This window comes from Ruegeria arenilitoris (genome assembly GCF_013032855.1).
GTDB lineage: Bacteria > Pseudomonadota > Alphaproteobacteria > Rhodobacterales > Rhodobacteraceae > Ruegeria > Ruegeria arenilitoris.
Window position 1 is genome coordinate 375,106 of record NZ_WQDA01000004.1, and the last position, 21,569, is coordinate 396,674.

The window sequence follows — 21,569 nt, forward strand, 5'->3', positions numbered from 1 at the left end:
ATGTGCCATATCACCGACCCGATCGACCGAAGGCTGCTGGATGACTGGCAGCGCGATTTTCCCGTCACCGACCGGCCGTTCCAAGTGCTGGCCGCGGCGCTGGGGCTGGATGAGGCCGAAGTGATCGACCGCCTGGACCGCATGCGCGCGGCCGGGCGGATCACCCGCGTCGGCGCGACGGTCGCGCCCGGCGTGGCCTCGGCCAGCACCCTGGCCGCCGTCGCCGCGCCCGAGGAGAAGGTGGAACAGATCGCCGCCCTGATCGACGCCGAACCGGGCGTGAACCACAATTACCAGCGCGAGGATGACTGGAACCTGTGGTTCGTGGCCACCGGCCCCGACCGGGCGCATGTAGACGCCACCCTGGCCCGGATCAGCGACCGCACCGGGCTGCGCGTGCTGGACCTGCGTCTGGTCCGCCCGTTCAACGTCGATCTGGGTTTTCGCATGTCGGATTTTTCGCGCCGCGTGCCACGGCCGCGTGCGGTCGACCGGAGCGTTCTGCGGCAAGGCGACCGCGACATCCTGCAGGCGCTCAGCGCGGGGCTGCCGCTGATGGCCGACCCCTACGCGGCGCTGGCCCGGTCCCTGAACCGCACGTCCGAGGACGTGATGGACCGTATCCGGGTGTTGCACAGGGCCGGCGTCATCTCACGCCTTGGGGTCATCGTGCGGCATCGGGCGTTGGGGTGGTCGGCCAACGCCATGGTCGTGTGGGACCTGCCCGCCGACCGGATCGACCACGCGGGCCCCGCACTGGCCGCGCATCCCGGCGTGACCCTGTGCTATGAACGCCAGCCGGTCGAGGGCGTGTGGCCCTATCGGCTCTACTCCATGATCCACGCCCGGTCGCGCTCCGAGGCGCGGGGTATCCTGGCCGGCGCCGCCGCCCTGCCCGAACTGGCGGGCGCCGCGCACAAGGTTCTGTTCTCGACCCGGTGCTTCAAACAGACCGGCGCATTGATCAAACCGAAAGAGGCCGCCGCATGACCCCGCTGGACGACACCGACCGCCGCCTGCTGAACCGCCTGCAGGAGGACCTGCCGCTGACCCCCCGCCCCTATGCCGACGTGGCGGCCGAACTGGGGATCACCGAACAGGACCTACTGGACCGGCTGGCGCGGATGAAGGCCGACCGGGTCATCACCCGGTTCGGCCCGTTCTTCGACGCCGCCGCCATGGGAGGGGATTTCTGCCTGTGCGCCATGGCTGTGCCCGAGGCCGAGTTTGAAACCGTCCTGACCAAAATCAATGCGCACCCCGAGGTGGCGCATAATTATGAACGCACGCACCGGCTGAACATGTGGTTCGTTCTGGCGACCGAAACGCCCGAGGCGATCACCGCTACGGCCGACGCAATCGAACGCGAGACGGGACTCACGGTTCACCGGTTCCCGAAACTGCAGGAATTCTTCATCGGCTTCCGGGTGGCAGCATGATCGACGCAACCGACAGACGGATCATCGAGGCGCTCCAGGGCGGGCTGCCCCTGGTGCCCGCGCCCTATGCGCAGGTCGCCGACGATCTGGGGATCGAGGAAGCCACCCTGCTGGATCGGCTGGCCGCGTTGAAGGCGCGCGGAGTGATCCGGCGGATCGCCGCGGCCCCCAACCACTACAAGCTGGGCATGACATCGAACGGCATGACGGTCTGGGACGTGCAGGACGACCTGATCGGCGAACTCGGCGCGCAAATCGGAGCGCTACCCTTTGTCACCCATTGCTACGAACGGCCCCGCGCTCTGCCCGACTGGCCCTACAACCTGTTCGCCATGGTTCACGGCAGCTCGCCCGATGAGGTCGAACAAAAACGCGGCCAGATCGCCGCAATCCTTGGATCGGCCTGCCGGGGCAGCGACATCCTCTATTCCACGCGCATCCTGAAGAAAACCGGGCTGCGCCTGAAAGCGAAAGGCTGAGACCGATGTTCCGCCTGACCGAATACATGCAGCAGCTTGTCAACCCGACGCCGGTGCGCAAACGCCGCCCCGGACCGGTGAAGCCGGTGGTGATCTGGAACCTGACCCGGCGCTGCAACCTGAAATGCCGCCATTGCTACACCGTGTCTGCGGATGTGGCCTTCCCGGGCGAGCTCAGCCACGAGCAAGCCATGGTCACCCTTGAGGATCTGGGCCAGTTTCGCGTCCCGGCCCTGATCCTCTCGGGCGGGGAGCCATTGGACCGGTTCGATTTTTTCGACATCGCCCGGCGCGCGCGCCAGCTGGTGCCGATGCTGGCCCTGTCGACCAACGGCACGCGGATCCACGACGAAACGGCCGACATGATCGCCGACGTGGGCTTCAACTATGTCGGCATCTCGCTCGACGGGATCGGGGCCACGAATGACTGGTTTCGCGGGGTCGAGGGCGCCTTTGATGACGCCCTGCGCGGCGTGCGCGAATGCAAAAAGCGTGGCATCAAGGTGGGCCTGCGGTTCTGCCTGACCGAAGGCACCCAGCACCACCTGCCCGACCTGCTGAAACTGTGCGACGACGAGGGGGTGGACAAGTTCTATCTCTCGCATCTGGTCTATGCCGGACGTGGCGACAAGAACCGGGGCGAGGACGCGGAATATCGGCGCACCCGGCAAGGGCTCGACCTGTTGCTGAACCGCGCATGGGAGGCCGCCTCGGGCGGACGCCCGCTGGACATCGTGACCGGCAACAACGACGCGGATGGCGGGTATTTCCTGAACTGGGCCGCCGCCCGGTTCGACGCCGATACCGTCGCGCATGTGCGCGAACATCTGGCCCATTGGGGCGGCAATTCCAGCGGTCTGGGCGTGGCCAATATCGACAATCTGGGCCGCGTCCATCCCGATACCTACTGGTCGGACTACACGATCGGCAACGTCAAGCTCACTCCGTTCTCCGAGCTGTGGTCCGGCGATGACCCGATGCTGGCCCTGCTGCGCACGCGGCCGCGCCCGTTGAAGGGGCGGTGCGGCACCTGCCGGTTGCAGGATGTCTGCGGCGGCAATACCCGCATCCGGGCCCTGCAACTGACCGGCGATCCGTGGGCCGAAGACCCGGCCTGCTACCTGACCAATGACGAAATCGGCGTGGACGGCGCGGGCGAGCGCCTGCAGGTCACGCCTTTCCGGGGGAAAAGCCATGATCCGGCGCATCAGTTCTTTTAAGGCACTCAAATTCGGTACTTTGTGCTCGGTGTTGCTAGCTGGAACGGCTTGGGCGGATGCTCAATCAGATTACGCCGAGCATTGCGCCAGCTGCCATGGCGAGGCGCGGCTGGGCGGCGTCGGTCCGGCACTGATCCCCGAAACGCTCAAACGCATGCGCGGCCCCCGCGTAGCCGCCGTCATCGCCGAGGGGCGTCCGGCCACCCAAATGCCCGCCTTCGCACACGAACTCGACGCGCTGCAGATCGAGGAACTGGCGGGCTGGCTGAAATCTCCGCTGGAGGTGGACCCCGAATGGGATGCCGAACAGATCATGGCCAGCCGTACTCTGGATGCCGATTACGCACCGGTCGATGCGCCGGTTTGGGACAGCGACCCGATGAACATCACGCTGGTGGTGGAAACCGGCGATCACCATGTCAGCGTTCTGGACGGCGACACCTTCGAGGTTCTGGACCGGTTCGAGACCCCCTTTGCCGTGCATGGCGGCCCCAAGTTCAGCCCCGACGGGCGCTATGTATTCATCATGTCGCGCGATGGCTGGGTGCAGAAATACGACATCTGGGCGTTGAAACAGGTGGGCCGCATCCGCGCCGGCCTGAACAGCCGCAACATCGCCATGTCGGGCGACGGCAAGTGGCTGGCCGTTGCGAACTATCTGCCCAACAGCCTGACCCTGCTGTCGACCGAGGATCTGTCGGTGGCCAGGGTGGTCGAGGTCAAGGGCAAGAAGGGCAAGCCCAGCCGGGTCTCGGCCGTGTACCAGGCCCCACCGCGCGAAAGCTTCGTGCTGGCGCTCAAGGACGTGCCCGAGATCTGGGAAGTGTTCTATGGCGACAACCCGCCGCAATTCGGGCTGGGCCATGATTTCCGGATCGAGGGGCAGTTCAAGAACCCCGACCCCTTCCCCGTCCGCAAGATCACCACGCCCGACTATCTGGACGATTTCTTTTTCGACCAGAGCTATGAATACGTCATGGGCGCGTCGCGCGATGGCAAGGGCGGTCAGGTGATCGACCTTGTTATCGGGCAGAAAGTGGCGGATCTGGACCTGCCCGGCATGCCGCATCTGGGCTCGGGCATCACCTGGCAACGGAACGGCACCACGGTGATGGCGACGCCGCACCTGACCGAAGGCACCATCTCGGTCATCGACATGGGCACCTGGGAAACGATCAGGCGGATCGAGACCGAAGGCCCGGGCTTTTTCATGCGCAGCCACGAGAACTCGCCCTATGTCTGGGCCGACGTGTTCTTCGGCCCCAACAAGGACGCGATGCATGTGATCGACAAGCAGAGCCTCGAGATCGTCAAAACCCTGCGGCCTGCGCCGGGCAAGACCGTGGCGCATGTGGAATTCACGCGCGAAGGCGCCCATGCGCTAGTGTCGATCTGGGAGGATGACGGCGCGGTGATCGTCTATGACGCGCAGACGCTCGAGGAAATCAAACGCCTGCCGATGCGCAAACCTTCGGGGAAATACAATGTCTGGAACAAGATCACCTTCTCGGAAGGCACCAGCCACTGACGGGCGCTGGCCGGTCTGGAAACTTGCCATTCTGTTGTATCCGGCGACGGCGCTGACCGTCGCCATCAACCTGTTTCTGGCCGGGTTGATCGCCCATGCGCTGGGGTTCGGCGCCGTGACACCGGTGGCCGCGCTGATCTGGGGTGTGCCCCTTGGGGTTCCGGCCAGCTGGCTGGCGGGGCGCTGGGTGCGGCGGCTGATGGATGAGGCCGAGGGCTGAGCAAGGCCGGAATTTCGCGGCGCCTAACCGAAGTCAAGTAGCCGGTATCCGCGATCCCTTACGACTCGGGCAACATCAAATCCGAGTCGGAGTCTCCATGCCCGCCGCCCGCCAAAACCACAGCCTCCCTGTCCGCGCGACACGCGTGGCAGCCGGGCTGGCGGGCATTTTTCTTTTGATGTTGCAGGTGCTTGGGCCAGCGCTGGCGAGTCCCGGCCAGGGCACCTGGATGGAGATCTGCTCGGAGGCAGGAGCGGTCTGGGTCCAGGTGGACCTGGAAGACGACACCGGCGACCCGACCGCGCCCTGCGCGAAATGTGCCGATTGCGCCCTGTGCGCGATTACGGCGACGGCACCGGTCCCGGACCTGCCGCAGCTGCAGCAGCCCGGGTTTGTACAAATCCCACGGTGTGCGTTCACTGATCTGTTGGATCTGTACAACTCCGAACGGCTGTGGCCCGAAACTCGCGGCCCCCCGGCCGCGCCCGAAATCAGAACCGAACGCGCGCCGCGCGCGTCCATGGCGTCAACCCGAACCGAAGGAGGTGCGCCGTGGTCGTGACCCGCGCAGCCCATTTCCTTGTGGCCCTTGTCCTGTCCTGCCTGCTGGCGTTTGACGCGCGGGCCGACAGTCTGGCCAGCTTCCTGCCCGAGTTCGAACCCGCCGAACTGGCGCCCGGTGCCGATGCCATTGGCCCGGTCCGCGACGACGTGCCGGTCGCCCCGGTGCTGAAGGGTGGCGAAACAGTCGCTTGGGCCTTTCTCACATCCGATTTCGTGGGCACCACCGGCTATTCCGGCAAGCCCATTCACGTCGTCGCCGCCATCGACGGTGATGCGGTGCTGACCGGCGTCAAGCTGGTCAAACATTCCGAACCCATCGTTCTGATCGGCATTCCCAACGCGCGCATGGTCGAGCTGACCGAAGGCTATGCCGGGCTGGACCTCAAGCGCGAGGTCGAGACCGGCGGCGAGGGGCATGATCTGGACATCATCTCGGGTGCGACGGTGACGGTGATGGTCATCGACGACAGCGTCGTGCGCGCCGGGATCAAGGTGGCCCGTGCCATGGGTCTGGGTGGGCTGTCCGAGGTTCAGGCGGACGGACCCAAGCGCGAAGTCGACATGGCCAAGGCCGACACCCATGACTGGGCCACGCTCTCGGGCGACGGCTCGATCCGGCGGCTGACGCTGGACGTGGGTCAGGTCAACGCCGCCTTCGAGGCCACCGGCGACCAGCGCGCGATCAAACGCCCCGAGAAGGGCAACCCCGAGGACACCTTCATCGACATGCATGTGGCGCTGGTCTCGGTGCCTTCGATCGGCAAGTCGCTGCTGGGCGAGGCCGAGTACCAGAACCTGGTCAATTGGCTGGACGAGGGCGAACACGCCATCCTGGTGCTGGGCCGTGGCAAGTACAGCTTCAAGGGCTCGGGCTATGTGCGCGGCGGGATCTTCGACCGGATCCAACTGATCCAGGGCGACAATTCGGTGCGGTTCTTCGACCGTCAGCATCGCCGCCTGGGCACGGTGGCCGCCGAGGACGCGCCCAGCTTTACCGAGCTGGACATCTTCAAGATCCCTGCCGACGCCGAGTTCGACCCGACCGAGCCATTCCGCCTGCAACTGCTGGTGCAGCGGGCCATCGGCGCGGTGGAAAAGACCTTCCTGACCTTCGATCTGGGCTACATTCTGCCCGAACAGTACCTGTTGCCGGTCGCGCCCGCGCCCAAGGTCGTGGACGATGCCACCGGCGAGGCCGCCGCCAAGTCAGCCCTGTGGCAGCGCATCTGGAAGGACCGCCAGGTCGAGATCGCCGTGCTGGGCGCCATGCTGCTGGTGCTGACGGCCACCTTCTTCTTCCAGTTCCACGCCACGATGAACGCACGGGTCTTCTACTGGTTCCGCATCGGGTTCCTGACGATGACGCTGTTCTTCATCGGTTGGTACGCCAATGCGCAGCTGAGCGTGGTGAACATCATGGCGCTGGCCGGCAGCCTGCGCAGCGGTTTCACCTGGGATGCCTTCCTGCTGGACCCGCTGGTGTTCATCCAATGGTTCGCCGTGGCCGCCGCGCTGCTGTTCTGGGGACGCGGGGCCTATTGCGGCTGGCTGTGCCCCTTCGGCGCCCTGCAAGAGCTGACAAACAAGATCGCCCGCGCGCTGAAAGTCCCGCAATGGACCCTGCCCTGGGGCCTGAACGAGCGCCTGTGGCCGATCAAGTACATGATCTTCCTGGCGCTGTTCGGCCTGAGCATCGTGTCGATCCCGCTGGCCGAGAAATACGCCGAAATCGAGCCGTTCAAGACCGCGATCATCCTGAAATTCATGCGCGACTGGCCCTTCGTAGTCTTTGCAGTGGGTCTGCTGATGATCGGTCTGTTCATCGAACGGTTCTATTGCCGCTACCTGTGCCCGCTGGGCGCGGCGCTGGCGATCCCCGCCCGTATCCGCATGTTCGACTGGCTACGCCGCTACAAGGATTGCGGCAACCCCTGTCAGACCTGCGCCAACGAATGCCCCGTTCAGGCCATCCACCCCACCGGTGAGATCAACCCGAACGAGTGCGTCACCTGCCTGCATTGTCAGGTGCTCTACCAGTCCGAGAGCAAATGTCCCGTCGTCATCCGCCAGCTGAAACGGCGGGCCAAGACCGGGTCGGTCAAACTCAAGACCCCCCTCGGACAACCACCGGCGAACCATCCGAACGCCAAACCGCAAACCGTTTCCTAAAAGGAGGAACGATCATGTCGGATCATGACACCAAACTGAACATCACCCGCCGCGGGTTGCTGGGGGCCTCGGCCACCGGGGCCGTGCTGGCCGGAACCGGGCTGGGCGTCGGCGGCACGCTGATGACCGCCAAACAGGCCAGCGCCGCCGCCAAGGTCGAACTGGCCCCCGGCGAGCTGGACGAATATTACGGCTTCTGGTCCTCGGGCCAGACCGGCGAGCTGCGCATCATGGGCTTCCCGTCCATGCGCGAGCTGATGCGGGTACCGGTGTTCAACCGCTGCTCGGCCACCGGCTGGGGCCAGACCAACGAGTCGCTGAAGATCCTGACCGAGGGCCTGCTGCCGGAAACCAAGGAGTTCCTGGCCAAGCGCGGCATGAAAACCTATGACAACGGCGACCTGCACCACCCGCACATGTCGTTCACCGACGGCACCTATGACGGCCGCTATCTGTTCATGAACGACAAGGCCAACACCCGCGTGGCCCGCGTGCGCTGCGACGTGATGAAATGCGACAAGATCATCGAGATCCCCAACGCCAAGGCGATCCACGGTCTGCGCCCGCAGAAATTCCCGCGCACCGGCTATGTCTTTGCCAATGGCGAGGACGAAACCCCGCTGATCAACGACGGCAGCGTGCTGGACGATCCCTCGCAATACGTCAACATCTTCACCGCCATCGACGGTGACACGATGGAGATCGCCTGGCAGGTGATGGTGTCGGGCAACCTCGACAACACCGATTGCGACTATCAGGGCAAATACGCCTTCTCGACCTCGTACAACTCGGAAATGGGCATGAACCTGGCCGAGATGACCGAGAGCGAGATGGACCACGTGGTCGTCTTCAACCTCAAGGAAATCGAGGCCGGCATCGCCGCGGGCGACTATCAGGAGATCAAGGGCGTCAAGGTTCTGGACGGGCGCAAGGGGTCGAACAAGAAATACACCCGCTACATCCCGATCCCGAACTCGCCGCACGGCATCAACACTGCGCCCGACGGCAAACACGTCTGCATCAACGGCAAGCTGTCGCCGACCGTGTCGATCATGGACGTCACCAAGCTGGACGCGCTGTTCGAAAGCGACGCCGATCCGCGGTCGTGCATCGTGGGCGAGCCGCAACTGGGCCTTGGCCCGCTTCACACCGCCTATGACGGTCAGGGCAACGCCTTCACCACGCTGTTCCTGGACAGCCAGATCGTCAAATGGAACATCGACAAGGCCATCCGCGCCTACAATGGCGAGGACGTGGACCCGATCATCTCGAAGGTCGACGTGCACTACCAGCCGGGCCACAACTCGACCTCGATGGGTGAGACCAAAGAGGCCGACGGCAAGTGGCTGATCTCGATGAACAAGTTCTCGAAGGACCGGTTCCTGAACACCGGCCCGCTCAAGCCCGAGAACGAGCAGGTGATCGACATCTCGACCGACGAGATGAAGGTGGTGCATGACGGCCCGACCTTCGCCGAGCCGCATGACTCGATCATCGTGCGCCGCGACATCGTCAACCCGGTCAACGTCTGGGACCGCAACGACCCGACCTGGGAAGATGCGCGCAAACAGGCCGAGGCCGATGGCGTCGATCTGGAGGAAGGCGCCGAAGAGCCCATCCGCGACGGCAACAAGGTGCGGGTCTACATGGTCTCGCAGGCCCCGACCTTCAGCCTCGAGAAGTTCACCGTCAAACAGGGCGACGAGGTCACGATCTACGTCACCAACCTGGATGACGTGGACGATGTGACCCACGGCTTCTGCCTGGGCAACTACGGCATCGCCTTCGAGGTCGCGCCGCAGGCCACCGCATCGATCACCTTCACCGCCGACCGTCCGGGCGTGCACTGGTTCTATTGCCAGTGGTTCTGCCACGCGCTGCACATGGAAATGCGCGGCCGGATGCTGGTCGAACCGCAAGGAGCCTGACCCATGCGCTGGCCCCTGCTCATCCCGCTTCTGCTCGGCTCGCCGCTTTGGGCGGCGGACTGGGACGTGCCCAACCGGGCGGGGGCCATCACCGAGACACTGGCGCAGGCGGCGGATGGAGACACCCTCCGCCTGAGCCCCGGCGTCTATGCCGAACGCCTGGTTCTGGACCGGCCCGTCACCATCGACGGACAGGGCCAGGCCACCATCGACGGTCAGGGCACCGGTAGCGTCATCACCGTGACCGGGCCCGGCGTCACTCTGCGCGGCCTGACCGTGATCGGGTCGGGATCGGACCATGGTGAGATCGACAGCGGCATCCAGCTGACCAAGACGGCCCGCGTGGCCGTGGTGGAAAACAACGTGCTGCTGGGCAATCTCTACGGCATCGACATCCACGGCGCCGATGACAGCATCGTGCGCGGCAACCGGATCGAGGGCCGGCAGGACCGCCGGATGAACGACCGCGGCAACGGGGTCTATGTCTGGAACGCGCCCGGCGCTGTGGTCGAAGGCAATGACATCCGCTTTGGCCGCGACGGGATCTTCGTGAACTCGTCGAAGAAAAACACCTTCATCGGCAACAGCTTCCGCGACCTGCGATTTGCCGTGCACTACATGTATGCCGACGATTCCATCGTCAGCGACAATGTCTCGATCGGCAACGATCTGGGCTATGCGGTGATGTTCACCTCGAACGTGCAGGTGATCAACAACGTCTCGGTCGGCGACCGCGAACACGGGGTCATGCTGAACTATGCCAATGACAGCGTGATCTCGGGCAACGTGGTGAAAGGCGCCAAGGAGAAGTGCACCTTTCTGTACAATTCCAACAAGAACGAATTCACCGACAACTGGTTCGAAGGCTGCGGTATCGGGATCCATTTCACCGCCGGCAGCGAACGCAACCGGATCGTCGGCAACGCCTTTGTCGGCAACCGGACACAGGTGAAATACGTCTCGACCAAATGGGTCGAGTGGTCGGAAGACGGCCGCGGCAACTACTGGTCCGATTTTGCCGCCTATGACGTGAACGGCGACGGCATCGCCGACGCCCCCTATCGCCCCAACGATAGCATGGACCATGTGCTGTGGACCCAACCCGCAGCCAAGCTGCTGCTCGGCTCGCCCGCCGTGCAGCTGGTGCGCTGGTCGCAATCGGCCTTTCCCGCGCTGCTGCCGGGCGGCGTGATCGACAGCCACCCCTTGATGCAAGCCCCTCAACCCCCAGCCATGAAAAAGGTGCCTCATGACGGATAAGGCCCTGACCATCGAAACGGTCTGCAAGGATCGCGGCAAGACCCGCGTTCTGAGCGATATCTCCCTGACGCTCGAGCCCGGACAGCGCGTGGCGCTGCTGGGCCACAACGGCGCCGGAAAATCCACCCTGATCAAGTCGATCCTGGGCCTGACGCCCATCCAGGCCGGCACGATCCGCATCGGCACCGCCGCCCCCGGCAGCGCGCAGGCGCGCCGCGACACGGCCTATCTGCCCGAGGCGGTCTCGTTCCACCCGGCCCTGACCGGGCGCGAGCAGCTGACCCTGTTTGCCAAGCTGTCAGGCACAAAAGCCGACGTGCCCGCCCTGCTGGACCGTGTCGGGCTGGGCGATGCGATGGACCGCCGGATCGGCGCCTATTCCAAAGGGATGCGGCAGCGGCTGGGCCTTGCGCAGGTGCTGCTGGGTCAGCCGAAACTGGCGCTGCTGGACGAACCCACCTCGGGATTGGACCCGATCTCGCGCCAGGACCTGTACGCCATCATCGACGAGCTGGCCGCGCAGGGCACCGCGGTGCTTATCGCCAGCCATGCCCTGACCGAGGTCGAGGCCCGCACCGACCGCATCGCCATCATGCGCAAGGGCCGGATGGTGGCCGATGACACGCTGGCCAACCTGTCGGCGCTGGCCGGGTTGCCGATCCGTCTGCGGGTCCGCGCGCGTGCCAATGCCGACGCGCTGGCCGCCGAACTGGGCGGCAACCGGATAAACGGCGCCTCGGTCGAATTGCTGTGTTCGCCCGCCGACAAGATGCAGGCGCTGCGCCGCATCGCCGGTCTGGGTGATGCGGTGGCCGACGTGGAAATGACCCCGCCCAAGCTGGAAGACCTCTATCGCCACTATGCTCAGGAGGCGCTGCAATGACCCGTTTCCTTGCCATCACCCGCACCGAGATGCTGATCCTGCGCCGCAACCGCTGGCTGCTGGTGGCGACGCTGATCATGGTTCTCTTCGCGCTGGCCCTGACCTTTGCCGGCAGCGCGCCCACCGGCACGCTGGGGGTCGACATGCTGACGGTGTCGGTCGCCTCGATGACCACGCTGTCGGTGTATCTGGCGCCGCTCCTGGCGCTGATGATTTCCTTTGACGCCATCGCCGGTGACGTGGACCGGGGCAGCCTGTCGCTGCTGCTGTCCTATCCGGCGGGGCGGGGCGAGATCCTGCTGGGCAAATTCACCGCCCACCTGGCGGCGCTGGCCTTCGCCATGACCGTCGGTTTCGGCACTGCCGGGGCGGTCGCCGCGTGGTTCGGCGGCGCGGGCGCGGACAGCCTGTTCGCGCTTGGCCGGCTGATCGTCACCTCGATCCTACTGGGCGCCGTGTTTCTGGCGCTGGGATACCTGCTGTCCGCCCTGGCGAGGGGCGCAACGGCGGCGGCAGGTCTGTCGGCCGGGCTCTGGCTGGTCTTCGTCGTCCTCTATGATCTTGGGCTGTTGGGAGCCGTCGTCATGGACAAGGGCGGCGTCTTCACCCAATCCGTCTTTCCATGGGTGATGGTGGCCAACCCGGCCGACGCTTTCCGCCTGTGGAACATCGCCGCGACCGAAGGCGTGGCCATGGCGTCCGGCATGACCGGCGCGGCGCAGGCCCTGCCCGCCTGGGCGGCGCCCGCCTCGCTGCTGATCTGGCCGGTTCTGGGCTTTGCCCTGGCCCGGTTGGCCTTCCGGAGGGTCGAACCATGACACGCCTTGCCCTGATCGCGCTGGTCGCGCTGGCGGCCTGCAAGGAAGAACAGGCCTCCGCCCCGCCGGATCCGGTCGATCTGACCGAAACCGCGCTCAGCTATTTCTGCCAGATGAACGTGGCCGGCCACGGCGGGCCCAAGGGGCAGATCCATCTGGAGGGCTATCCCGCGCCGCTGTTCTTCGCGCAGGTGCGCGACATGGTGGCCTATCTCAAAAGCCCCGAGCGGGATGCCGAGATCACCGCGGTCTATGTCAGCGACATGGGCGCGGCCCCCAGCTGGAACGAGCCGGGCATCTCGAACTGGATCGCCGCCGATCAGGCCACCTTCGTGGTGGGTGCCGGCGTGGCCGGCGGCATGGGCGCGCCCGAGATCGTGCCCTTTGCAACGCCGGACGCCGCCGTGCGGTTCATCGAAACCTATGGCGGCACCGCCCTGCCCCTGACTGACATTCCCGACGATGCCGCTTTGGGGCCCGTCGATCTGACGCAATCCCTGGAGACACCCGCATGACCACCCTGTCTCGCCGCCGTTTCCTGACCATCTCGGCCGCCTGCGCCGCCTTGCCGACCGTGGCGCGCGCGGCACCGGTTGCCCGCTGGCGCGGCACCGCGCTGGGGGCACCCGCCAGCCTGCAACTGGTCGGGTTGAGTGACGCGCAGGCCGAACCGATCATCGCCGCGCTCGAGGCCGAACTGGACCGTCTGGAGAATATCTTCAGCCTGTACCGGCCGGACTCGCAGCTGAGCCGCCTGAACCGGGACGGCACCCTGCCCGCCCCGGCGCCGGAGCTGCTGCAGGTGCTGGCCCAAAGCGCCGCCCTGCACGACGCGACCGGCGGTGCGTTCGACCCGACCGTTCAACCGCTGTGGATGGCGCTGGCGACCGGCGCGACGGATGCCGAAGCGGCGCAGGCCCGGGCGCTGGTCGGCTGGCAGGGGGTTTCGGTCTCGGCCGACGGCATCCGCCTGCCCCATCCGGGCCGTTCGGCGCTGACGCTGAATGGCATCGCGCAGGGCGCCGTGACCGACCGGATCGCGGCGCTGCTGCGGGCGCAGGGGCTGACCGATGTGCTGGTCGACATGGGCGAGATAGCCGCCATCGGCACCCGCGCCGACGGGTCGGACTGGCGCGTCGGCCTGGCCGGCCCCGAGGGCGTGACCCGGCGCATCGAACTGCGCGACCGGGCGGTGGCGACCTCGGCCCCTGATGCGACACAGCTGGCCGGGCGTCATGGCCACATTCTGGGCCCGCAGGGTCAGCCGGTCCGGCATCGGGCGGTTTCGGTCTCGGCCCCTGACGCGGCGCTGGCCGACGGGTTGTCGACCGCGCTGTGCCTGCTGCCCACCGACCGGATCACGCCGGTTCTGCAACGTTTCCCCGACGCCCGACTCGAGATGCTGATCTGACCGGAATGGCCGTTCTGGAACTCTGCCGTTGAAATTTGTCGCGCGATAAGAAAAGGTAAAACAGCGACAAATTCAGAGCGGCGCGGGTCCGGCCCCGCGCCAGAGGCAAGGCATGGCACCCAGAAAAATCCGGAACATGGAGGAGTTTGCGGCGGTCAGCGGGATCTCGCGCCCGACGGTGTCGAAATATTTCAACGATCCCGACAGCGTCCGTCGGTCGACCCGGGAACGGATCGAGCAGGCGCTTGAGCGGTTCGACTATCGCCCCAACATCTTTGCCATGAACCAGAACCGCAAGCTGACCAAGAATGTCGGCATCGTGGTGCCCTATCTGGCCGACCCGTTCTTTGCCGAGATCGCCCGCAACATCGAGGAAAAATGCATCGAGGCCGGGTTCCGCCCGACGCTCTACAGCGCCTATGGCGACCCCGCGCAGGAGGCCGAGATCCTCGACAGCCTGCGCGCGCTGAAGCCGGCAGGCGTGCTGCTAGCGCCGCTGGGGCGCGACTCCGACCGGTCGTTCATCGAGAAATTCTGCAAGGACATCCCCACCATCCTGTTCGACAGCAACCTGGAAGGCATGGGCGCAGCCTTTGTCGGGTCGGACAACGCGAGCTTCATCGAACAGACCGTCGATTACCTGTGCCGCAGCGGCGAACCGCCCGCGTTCTTCGAGATGCGGCACCCGGCCAACCCCAACGCCAACAAACGCCGCATCGCCTACATCAAAAAAATGGAGAGCCTGGGCTTTGAGCCGCAGGTGATCAAGGTCGACGGTCGCGGCTGGGGCTTCGAGGAAATCGGCCGTCAGGGCGCGTTCAAGCTGTTGGAACAGCCCAAGCTGCCATCGCGCACCATCCTGTGCAGCAATGACCGGCTGGCCATCGGGTTCCTGTCAGCCTGCTATGAAAAGGGCCTGCGGGTCGGGTTGGGCGACGATTGCGACCTGCGCGTCGCCTCGCATGACGACCATCCGTTTTCCAAGTTCACCTGCCCGTCGCTGACCACCGCGGCGCATGACTACACCGCAGTATCGAATCGCTCCGTCGAGACGCTGACGCAACTGGTCGAATCCGGTGGGCGGCTGAGCGCCCGCACCGAAACCCTGTTTCCCGCGCGCCTGATATTGCGGAGTTCGGCCTGATTTTCGGCTTTTTTTTACGCGCGTAAAATTTTAGTTGACGCGCGACAAATAATTCACGATGCTTTCCTTCAGGTAATTCGACACCAGGGAGGAAAGAATGTACCTGAAATCCGTTCTATGGGCGGCAAGTGCCGCGGCGTTGACCGCCGGCGTGGCCTCTGCCGAAACGATCACGATCGCCACCGTCAACAACGGCGACATGATCCGCATGCAGAAATACACCGACAAGTTCACCGAAGCGACCGGCCACGAGGTGGAATGGGTCACGCTGGAAGAGAACGTATTGCGCCAGCGTGTGACCACCGACATCTCGACCAAAGGCGGCCAGTTCGACATCATGACCATCGGCATGTACGAAACGCCGATCTGGGGCGCGAACGGCTGGCTTGTGCCGCTGGACGGTATGTCCGCGGAATACGACGTGGACGACATCCTGCCCGCCATGCGCGGCGGCCTCAGCCACGACGGTACGCTGTATGCGGCGCCGTTCTATGGCGAAAGCTCGATGATCATGTACCGCACCGACCTGATGGAGAAGGCCGGTCTGGAGATGCCCGAGGCGCCGACCTGGCAGTTCATCCGCGAAGCGGCGGCTGCGATGACGGACCGCGACAACGACATCAACGGCATCTGCCTGCGCGGCAAGGCCGGTTGGGGTGAGGGCGGCGCCTTCATCACCGTGACTGCGAACTCGTTCGGCGCGCGCTGGTTCGACGAAGACTGGAAACCCCAGTTCGATCAGCCCGAGTGGAAAGAGGCGCTGACCTTCTTCGTAGACATGATGAACGAATCCGGCCCCGCCGGGTATGCCACCAACGGCTTCAACGAAAACCTGTCGCTGTTCCAGCAGGGCAAATGCGGCATGTGGATCGACGCCACCGTTGCCGCATCTTTCGTGACCAACCCCGACGACTCGACTGTCGCCGATCAGGTTGGATTTGCTCTGGCGCCGAACTCGGAAGGCGTTGACAAGCGCGCCAACTGGCTGTGGGCCTGGGCCCTGGCCATTCCGGCCGGCACCCAGAAAGAGGACGCCGCCAAGCAGTTCATCGAATGGGCTACTTCGAAGGAATACATCGAACTGGTCGCCGAGAACGAGGGCTGGGCCAACGTTCCGCCGGGTGCGCGCACCTCGCTGTACGAGAACCCCGACTACAAGGACATCCCCTTCGCGCAGATGACGCTGAAGTCGATCCTTGCGGCCGATCCGGAAAACTGCTGCGTCAAGCCGACGCCGTATACCGGGATCCAGTTCGTCGCCATCCCCGAATTCGCGGGCATCGCCACCCAGGTGAGCCAGGAATTCTCGGCGGTCTATGCCGGACAGCAGTCGGTTGACGAAGCTCTGGCCAAGGCACAGGCCTTCACGGCCGAAGAAATGGAAGCCGCAGGGTACTGAGGCCTCCTCCCGGCGGGTGGGCAGGTTTCTGTCCCCCGCTCTCCCCCTTCCACAACACGTGTTAGTCTCGCAGGCAACAAGTCGCCTGAACAGAGAGGTCTTGCGTCATGGCAACTCAACACTCCCGATCCGTCGCACGCCTGATGATGGCGCCCGCCGTGGTCCTGCTGCTGGGCTGGATGCTGGTTCCGCTGACGATGACTCTGTATTTTTCCTTCAAGAAATACCTGCCGCTGCGCGGCGGTGACCTGGGTTGGGTCGGGTTCGACAACTACGTCCGGTTCGTGACCTCGAGTTCCTTCTGGCCCGCCGTTCAGGCGACGCTGGTGATCGTGGGCGGTGTGCTGGCCATCACCGTGGTGCTGGGCATCCTGCTGGCGCTGCTGCTGGATCAGCCGATGTGGGGCCAGGGCGTGGTGCGCATTCTGGTGATCGCCCCGTTCTTCGTAATGCCCACCGTTTCGGCGCTGGTCTGGAAGAACATGTTCATGGATCCGGTCAACGGCCTGTTTGCCCATCTGTGGCGGTTCTTCGGGGCCGAGCCAATCTCGTGGCTGTCCGAGGCGTCGATGCCGTCGATCGTGATGATCGTGTCCTGGCAATGGCTGCCCTTTGCCACCCTGATCCTGCTGACCGCGATCCAGTCGCTGGACAGCGAACAGCTGGAGGCCGCCGAAATGGATGGCGCGCCACCGCTGAAACGCTTCTTTTTCATCATTCTGCCGCATCTGAGCCGCGCGATCACGATCGTCATCCTGATCCAGACGATCTTCCTGCTGTCGATCTTCGCCGAGATCTTCGTGACCACCGGCGGCGCCTTCGGCACCCGCACCCTGACCTATCTGATCTACCAGCGCGTGCTGGAAAGCCAGAATGTCGGGCTGGGCTCGGCCGGCGGAGTCTATGCCATCATCCTTGCCAACATCGTCGCCATCTTCCTGATGCGCATCGTCGGCAAAAACCTGGACGCGTGAGGAGGACGAAAACATGGCCCGCACCGTCACCACACCACGCAAGCTGATCAACACCGCCTTTGCCTGGGCTGTCGGCCTGCTGATCTTCTTCCCGATCCTCTGGACGATCCTGACCAGCTTCAAGACCGAGGCCCAGGCCATCGCCAGCCCGCCGATCTTTCTGAACTTCGACTGGACGCTGGAGAACTATGCCGTGGTCCAGGAGCGGTCGAACTACATGCGGTATCTGTGGAACTCGATCATCATCGCGGGCGGGTCCACCCTTCTGGGCGTGATCGTCGCGGTGCCCGCCGCCTGGGCCATGGCCTTCGTGCCCTCGGCGCGCACCAAGGATATCCTGTTGTGGATGCTGTCCACCAAGATGCTGCCGGCGGTGGGGGTGTTGTACCCGATCTACCTGTTGTTCATCCAACTGGGCCTGTTGGACAGCCGCGCCGGGCTGGTGGTGGTTCTGATGCTGATCAACCTGCCGATCATCGTCTGGATGCTGTACACCTATTTCCGTGAAATCCCCGGCGACATCCTGGAAGCCGCGCGCATGGACGGCGCCACGCTGAAAGAGGAAATCCTATACATCCTGACGCCGATGGCGGTGCCGGGCATCGCCTCGACCGTGCTGCTGAATTTCATCCTGGCCTGGAACGAGGCGTTCTGGACCCTGAACCTGACCGCCGTCGACGCGGCCCCGCTGACCGCGTTCATCGCCAGCTATTCCAGCCCAGAGGGCCTGTTCTTCGCCAAGCTCAGCGCGGCATCGACAATGGCCATCGCCCCGATCCTGATCCTTGGGTGGTTCAGTCAGAAACAACTGGTCCGCGGCCTGACCTTCGGCGCCGTGAAGTAAGGAAAGACACATGGGACGCATCGTACTTGAGAAAGTCAGCAAGAGCTTTGGCGACGTGGAAGTCATTCCGCCGCTGGATCTGGAAATCAACGACGGCGAATTCGTGGTGTTCGTGGGCCCATCGGGCTGCGGGAAATCCACCCTGCTGCGCCTGATCGCGGGGCTAGAGGACGTTAGCGGCGGCCGCATCCTGATCGACGATCAGGACGCCACCGCGGTGCCACCGGCCAAGCGGGGCCTGGCCATGGTGTTCCAGTCCTACGCACTTTATCCGCACATGACCGTGCGCAAGAACATCGCCTTTCCGCTGCGCATGGCCGGGCTGGACAAGGCCGAGCAGGACCGCCGCGTCGAACAGGCGGCCGAGGTTCTGAACCTGACCGACTATCTGGACCGCCGCCCCGGCCAGCTGTCGGGCGGCCAGCGCCAGCGGGTCGCCATCGGCCGCGCCATCGTGCGCGAACCGGCGGCCTTCCTGTTCGACGAGCCGCTGTCGAACCTGGACGCCGCGCTGCGCGTGGGCATGCGGCTTGAGATCTCCGAGCTGCACAACCGGCTGGAAACCACGATGATCTACGTCACCCATGACCAGGTCGAGGCCATGACCATGGCCGACAAGATCGTGGTCCTGCAGGCAGGCGTGATCGAACAGGTGGGCTCGCCGCTCGAACTGTACCGCGCGCCGCGCAACAAGTTCGTGGCCGGCTTCATCGGCTCGCCCAAGATGAATTTCATCGAAGGCCCCGAGGCCGATAAACATGGCGCCCACACGATCGGCGTCCGCCCCGAGCACATTGCCGCCTCGCCCAGCGAGGGCCTGTGGAAAGGTATGGTCGGGGTGTCCGAACATCTGGGTTCGGACACGTTCTTTCACGTCCATGTGGACGGCTTCGCCGAGCCGATGACCGTGCGCGCCGGCGGCGAGGTCGGCCTGCGTCACGGCGACACGATCCATCTGACGCCGGAGGAGGACAAGATCCACCGGTTCGACGCGGCGGGGCTGCGGATCGCATGAACCGGCTGGTTGGAAAACGGGCCCTGATCACCGGGGCGGCGCGGGGCATCGGGCTGGCCTTTGCCCAGGCCTATGCCGCCGAGGGCGCGCAGGTAGCGCTGGCCGACATCGACGTGCAGCAGGCGCGCAAGGCCGCGCGCGAGATCGGGCCGCAGGCGATTGCGGTCGAAATGGATGTCTCGCAGCAGGACAGCATCGAGGCGGGCGTGGCCGACGCCGCGGCGCGGATGGGCGGGGTCGACATCCTGATCAACAACGCCGCGATCTTCACCGCCGCCCCGATCGTGGAAATCATCCGCGCGGATTACCAGCGCGTGTTCGACATCAACGTCGCCGGCACCCTGTTCACGATGCAGGCAGTCGCGCGCCAGATGATCGAGCAGGGTACCGGCGGCAAGATCATCAACATGGCCAGCCAGGCCGGCCGCCGGGGCGAGCCGCTCGTGGCGGTCTATTGCGCCAGCAAGGCGGCGGTGATCAGCCTGACCCAATCGGCGGGGCTGAACCTGATCAAACACGGGATCAACGTGAATGCCATCGCCCCCGGCGTGGTGGATGGCGAGCACTGGGACGGCGTCGATGCCTTCTTTGCCAAATACGAGGGCAAGGCGCCGGGTCAGAAAAAGAAGGAAGTGGGCGAAGCGGTGCCCTTCGGCCGGATGGGCCGGGCCGAGGACCTGACCGGAATGGCGGTCTTTCTGGCCTCGTCCGAGGCCGACTACATCGTGGCCCAGACATACAACGTGGATGGTGGAAATTGGATGAGCTGATGGTGGAGCGCCCCGCGGATACCCGACCGGTCCGGTTGTGTCAGGCCAATTTGGACGCGTTGCCCAAGGGCGTGCTGCGGCCCGAATACGATCGCGCGGCACTGACGCCGGGGATCGTGCATATCGGGGTGGGCAATTTTCATCGCGCGCATCAGGCTTGGTACCTGCACCGGCTGATGCAACAGGGCGCGGCGCAGGATTGGGCCATCATCGGCGCCGGCGTGCGCGCCTATGACGCCGAGATGCGGCGCAAGCTGCTGGCGCAGGACTGTCTGACCACGCTGGTCGAACTGACCGAGGGCCAGCGTCGTGCCGAGGTGACGGGCGCGATGATCGATTACCTGCCCCCGCAAGAGGACAACGGCCCGCTGATCGCGCAACTGGCCGATCCGGCGATCCGCATCGTCTCGCTGACCGTGACCGAGGGCGGCTATTTCGTGCACCCTGTGACCAAAGGGCTGGACACCGACCACCCCGACATCCGCCACGATGCCGCCAACCCCGACCGTCCGCGCACCGCCTTCGGTGCCATCGTCGCGGGCCTGCGACGGCGGCGCGATGCAGGCGTTGGTCCGCTGACCGGGCTGAGCTGCGACAACCTGATCGGCAACGGGCAGGTTCTGCGTCAGGCAGTGGTGGGGCTGGCGCGACTATCGGACGTGGATCTGGCCGACTGGATCAACACGCAATGCACCTTTCCCAATTCGATGGTCGATTGCATAGTGCCCGCCACCGGCCCGACCGAGCTGGAGCTGGTGCGCGCGCTGGGGATCGACGACGCCGCCCCCGTCACCCATGAAAGCTTCCGCCAATGGGTGATCGAGGATGCCTTTTGCGCCGGTCGCCCGGATTGGGACAAGGTCGGCGCCACATTTACCGTCCGCGTTCATGACTATGAGGTCATGAAGCTGCGCATTCTGAACGCGGGCCACCAGGTTCTGGCCAATGTCGGCGAGATCCTGAGCCTGAATACGATCGCAGACTGCATGGCCGATCCACTGGTTTCAGCATTCTTCCGAAAGGTTTTGGTCGAAGAAATCGCGCCTTTCGTGCGTCCGGTGCCCAATCAGTCGGTTGCGGACTACGTAACCTTGATCGAGGAGCGGTTCCGCAATCCAGCCATCGTCGACACCACGCGTCGCGTTGCTTTTGACGGATCATCCCGGCATGTGGGATTTGTGCTTCCCACAGTCTATGATGCGTTGGCTGCCGGCGCGCCGATCAATGGGCTGGCCCTGGTCGAGGCGCTGTGGGCCCGCATGTGTGCCGGTGCTCGCGAGGATGGAAGTATTATCGAACCCAACGATCCCAACTGGTCCGATCTGGTCACCTCGGCCAACGCGGCCCGTGACAACCCGACCACCTGGCTTGAGCAGACCCAGTACTATCAGGACCTGTCACAATCCGGCGCGTTTCGCGACGCGTTTGACCGGTGGCTCAGGGTGATCTGGGATCAGGGAGCGCGCCAGGCCCTGACGACGTATCTGGGCGACCAAACCTGACC

Annotated in this window: 21 protein-coding genes; all 21 read left to right on the forward strand. The window is 64.9% G+C overall.

The genetic code is table 11. The features are described 5' to 3' along the window. The 21 genes from ahbB (GOW72_RS15270) to GOW72_RS15370 all read left to right on the forward strand — a co-directional run bounded on the left by ahbB (GOW72_RS15270) (nt 1) and on the right by GOW72_RS15370 (nt 21,567). Complete coding sequence (ahbB, locus tag GOW72_RS15270) at nt 1-990, forward strand: siroheme decarboxylase subunit beta (protein ID WP_170367427.1); 990 nt, start codon at nt 1-3, stop codon at nt 988-990. Next, nucleotides 987-1,439, forward strand: coding sequence for an Lrp/AsnC family transcriptional regulator (locus GOW72_RS15275; RefSeq protein ID WP_170367428.1), 453 nt, complete (start codon nt 987-989; stop codon nt 1,437-1,439). Before ahbB (GOW72_RS15270) ends, GOW72_RS15275 begins: the two co-directional genes overlap by 4 nt. Then, nucleotides 1,436-1,918 (forward strand): siroheme decarboxylase subunit beta, encoded by a 483-nt coding sequence (gene ahbB / locus GOW72_RS15280; RefSeq protein WP_170367429.1) that lies wholly within the window; start codon nt 1,436-1,438, stop codon nt 1,916-1,918. Before GOW72_RS15275 ends, ahbB (GOW72_RS15280) begins: the two co-directional genes overlap by 4 nt. 5 nt (nt 1,919-1,923) lie before the next feature. Then, on the forward strand, nt 1,924-3,138 hold the full coding sequence (nirJ, locus tag GOW72_RS15285; RefSeq protein WP_170367430.1) for a heme d1 biosynthesis radical SAM protein NirJ: 1,215 nt from the start codon (nt 1,924-1,926) through the stop codon (nt 3,136-3,138). Next, nucleotides 3,113-4,666, forward strand: coding sequence for a nitrite reductase (locus GOW72_RS15290; protein ID WP_170367431.1), 1,554 nt, complete (start codon nt 3,113-3,115; stop codon nt 4,664-4,666). Before nirJ ends, GOW72_RS15290 begins: the two co-directional genes overlap by 26 nt. A gap of 34 nt (nt 4,667-4,700) precedes the next feature. Continuing rightward, nucleotides 4,701-4,886: a hypothetical protein gene (locus tag GOW72_RS15295; protein ID WP_342355390.1), complete on the forward strand. Its 186-nt coding sequence runs from the start codon at nt 4,701-4,703 to the stop codon at nt 4,884-4,886. Between the two features lie 97 nt (nt 4,887-4,983). Further along, complete coding sequence (locus GOW72_RS15300) at nt 4,984-5,448, forward strand: DUF2946 family protein (protein WP_244952448.1); 465 nt, start codon at nt 4,984-4,986, stop codon at nt 5,446-5,448. Then, on the forward strand, nt 5,439-7,619 hold the full coding sequence (locus GOW72_RS15305; protein ID WP_170367433.1) for a 4Fe-4S binding protein: 2,181 nt from the start codon (nt 5,439-5,441) through the stop codon (nt 7,617-7,619). Before GOW72_RS15300 ends, GOW72_RS15305 begins: the two co-directional genes overlap by 10 nt. Before the next feature lie 14 nt (nt 7,620-7,633). Next, nucleotides 7,634-9,547, forward strand: coding sequence for a TAT-dependent nitrous-oxide reductase (nosZ, locus tag GOW72_RS15310; protein ID WP_170359675.1), 1,914 nt, complete (start codon nt 7,634-7,636; stop codon nt 9,545-9,547). A gap of 3 nt (nt 9,548-9,550) precedes the next feature. Then, entirely contained in the window at nt 9,551-10,807 is a 1,257-nt protein-coding gene (locus GOW72_RS15315) for a nitrous oxide reductase family maturation protein NosD (RefSeq protein ID WP_170367434.1), read from the forward strand. Then, complete coding sequence (locus GOW72_RS15320; RefSeq protein ID WP_170359670.1) at nt 10,797-11,690, forward strand: ABC transporter ATP-binding protein; 894 nt, start codon at nt 10,797-10,799, stop codon at nt 11,688-11,690. The genes GOW72_RS15315 and GOW72_RS15320 overlap by 11 nt, the downstream gene beginning before the upstream one ends. Beyond that, a complete protein-coding gene (locus GOW72_RS15325; RefSeq protein ID WP_170367435.1) occupies nt 11,687-12,508 on the forward strand; it encodes an ABC transporter permease in 822 nt (273 codons plus the stop codon). Before GOW72_RS15320 ends, GOW72_RS15325 begins: the two co-directional genes overlap by 4 nt. Beyond that, nucleotides 12,505-13,023, forward strand: coding sequence for a nitrous oxide reductase accessory protein NosL (locus GOW72_RS15330; RefSeq protein ID WP_170367436.1), 519 nt, complete (start codon nt 12,505-12,507; stop codon nt 13,021-13,023). Before GOW72_RS15325 ends, GOW72_RS15330 begins: the two co-directional genes overlap by 4 nt. Then, entirely contained in the window at nt 13,020-13,919 is a 900-nt protein-coding gene (locus tag GOW72_RS15335) for an FAD:protein FMN transferase (protein WP_170367437.1), read from the forward strand. Before GOW72_RS15330 ends, GOW72_RS15335 begins: the two co-directional genes overlap by 4 nt. A 112-nt stretch (nt 13,920-14,031) precedes the next feature. Continuing rightward, nucleotides 14,032-15,063 carry a LacI family DNA-binding transcriptional regulator gene (locus tag GOW72_RS15340; RefSeq protein WP_170367438.1) on the forward strand — a complete coding sequence of 344 codons (1,032 nt, stop codon included), beginning with the start codon at nt 14,032-14,034 and terminating at the stop codon, nt 15,061-15,063. Between the two features lie 97 nt (nt 15,064-15,160). Next, complete coding sequence (locus tag GOW72_RS15345) at nt 15,161-16,462, forward strand: ABC transporter substrate-binding protein (RefSeq protein ID WP_170367439.1); 1,302 nt, start codon at nt 15,161-15,163, stop codon at nt 16,460-16,462. Nucleotides 16,463-16,569: 107 nt separating this feature from the next. After that, on the forward strand, nt 16,570-17,436 hold the full coding sequence (locus tag GOW72_RS15350; RefSeq protein WP_149775359.1) for a carbohydrate ABC transporter permease: 867 nt from the start codon (nt 16,570-16,572) through the stop codon (nt 17,434-17,436). Nucleotides 17,437-17,449: 13 nt separating this feature from the next. Next, on the forward strand, nt 17,450-18,280 hold the full coding sequence (locus GOW72_RS15355; RefSeq protein WP_170341115.1) for a carbohydrate ABC transporter permease: 831 nt from the start codon (nt 17,450-17,452) through the stop codon (nt 18,278-18,280). Between the two features lie 10 nt (nt 18,281-18,290). Then, entirely contained in the window at nt 18,291-19,295 is a 1,005-nt protein-coding gene (locus GOW72_RS15360) for an ABC transporter ATP-binding protein (protein ID WP_170367440.1), read from the forward strand. Next, the gene (locus GOW72_RS15365) at nt 19,292-20,065 is read left to right on the forward strand and encodes an L-iditol 2-dehydrogenase (RefSeq protein ID WP_170367441.1); all 774 of its coding nucleotides are present in this window, start codon (nt 19,292-19,294) and stop codon (nt 20,063-20,065) included. Before GOW72_RS15360 ends, GOW72_RS15365 begins: the two co-directional genes overlap by 4 nt. After that, nucleotides 20,065-21,567 carry a mannitol dehydrogenase family protein gene (locus GOW72_RS15370; RefSeq protein WP_170341109.1) on the forward strand — a complete coding sequence of 501 codons (1,503 nt, stop codon included), beginning with the start codon at nt 20,065-20,067 and terminating at the stop codon, nt 21,565-21,567. The genes GOW72_RS15365 and GOW72_RS15370 overlap by 1 nt, the downstream gene beginning before the upstream one ends. Nucleotides 21,568-21,569: the final 2 nt, after the last annotated feature.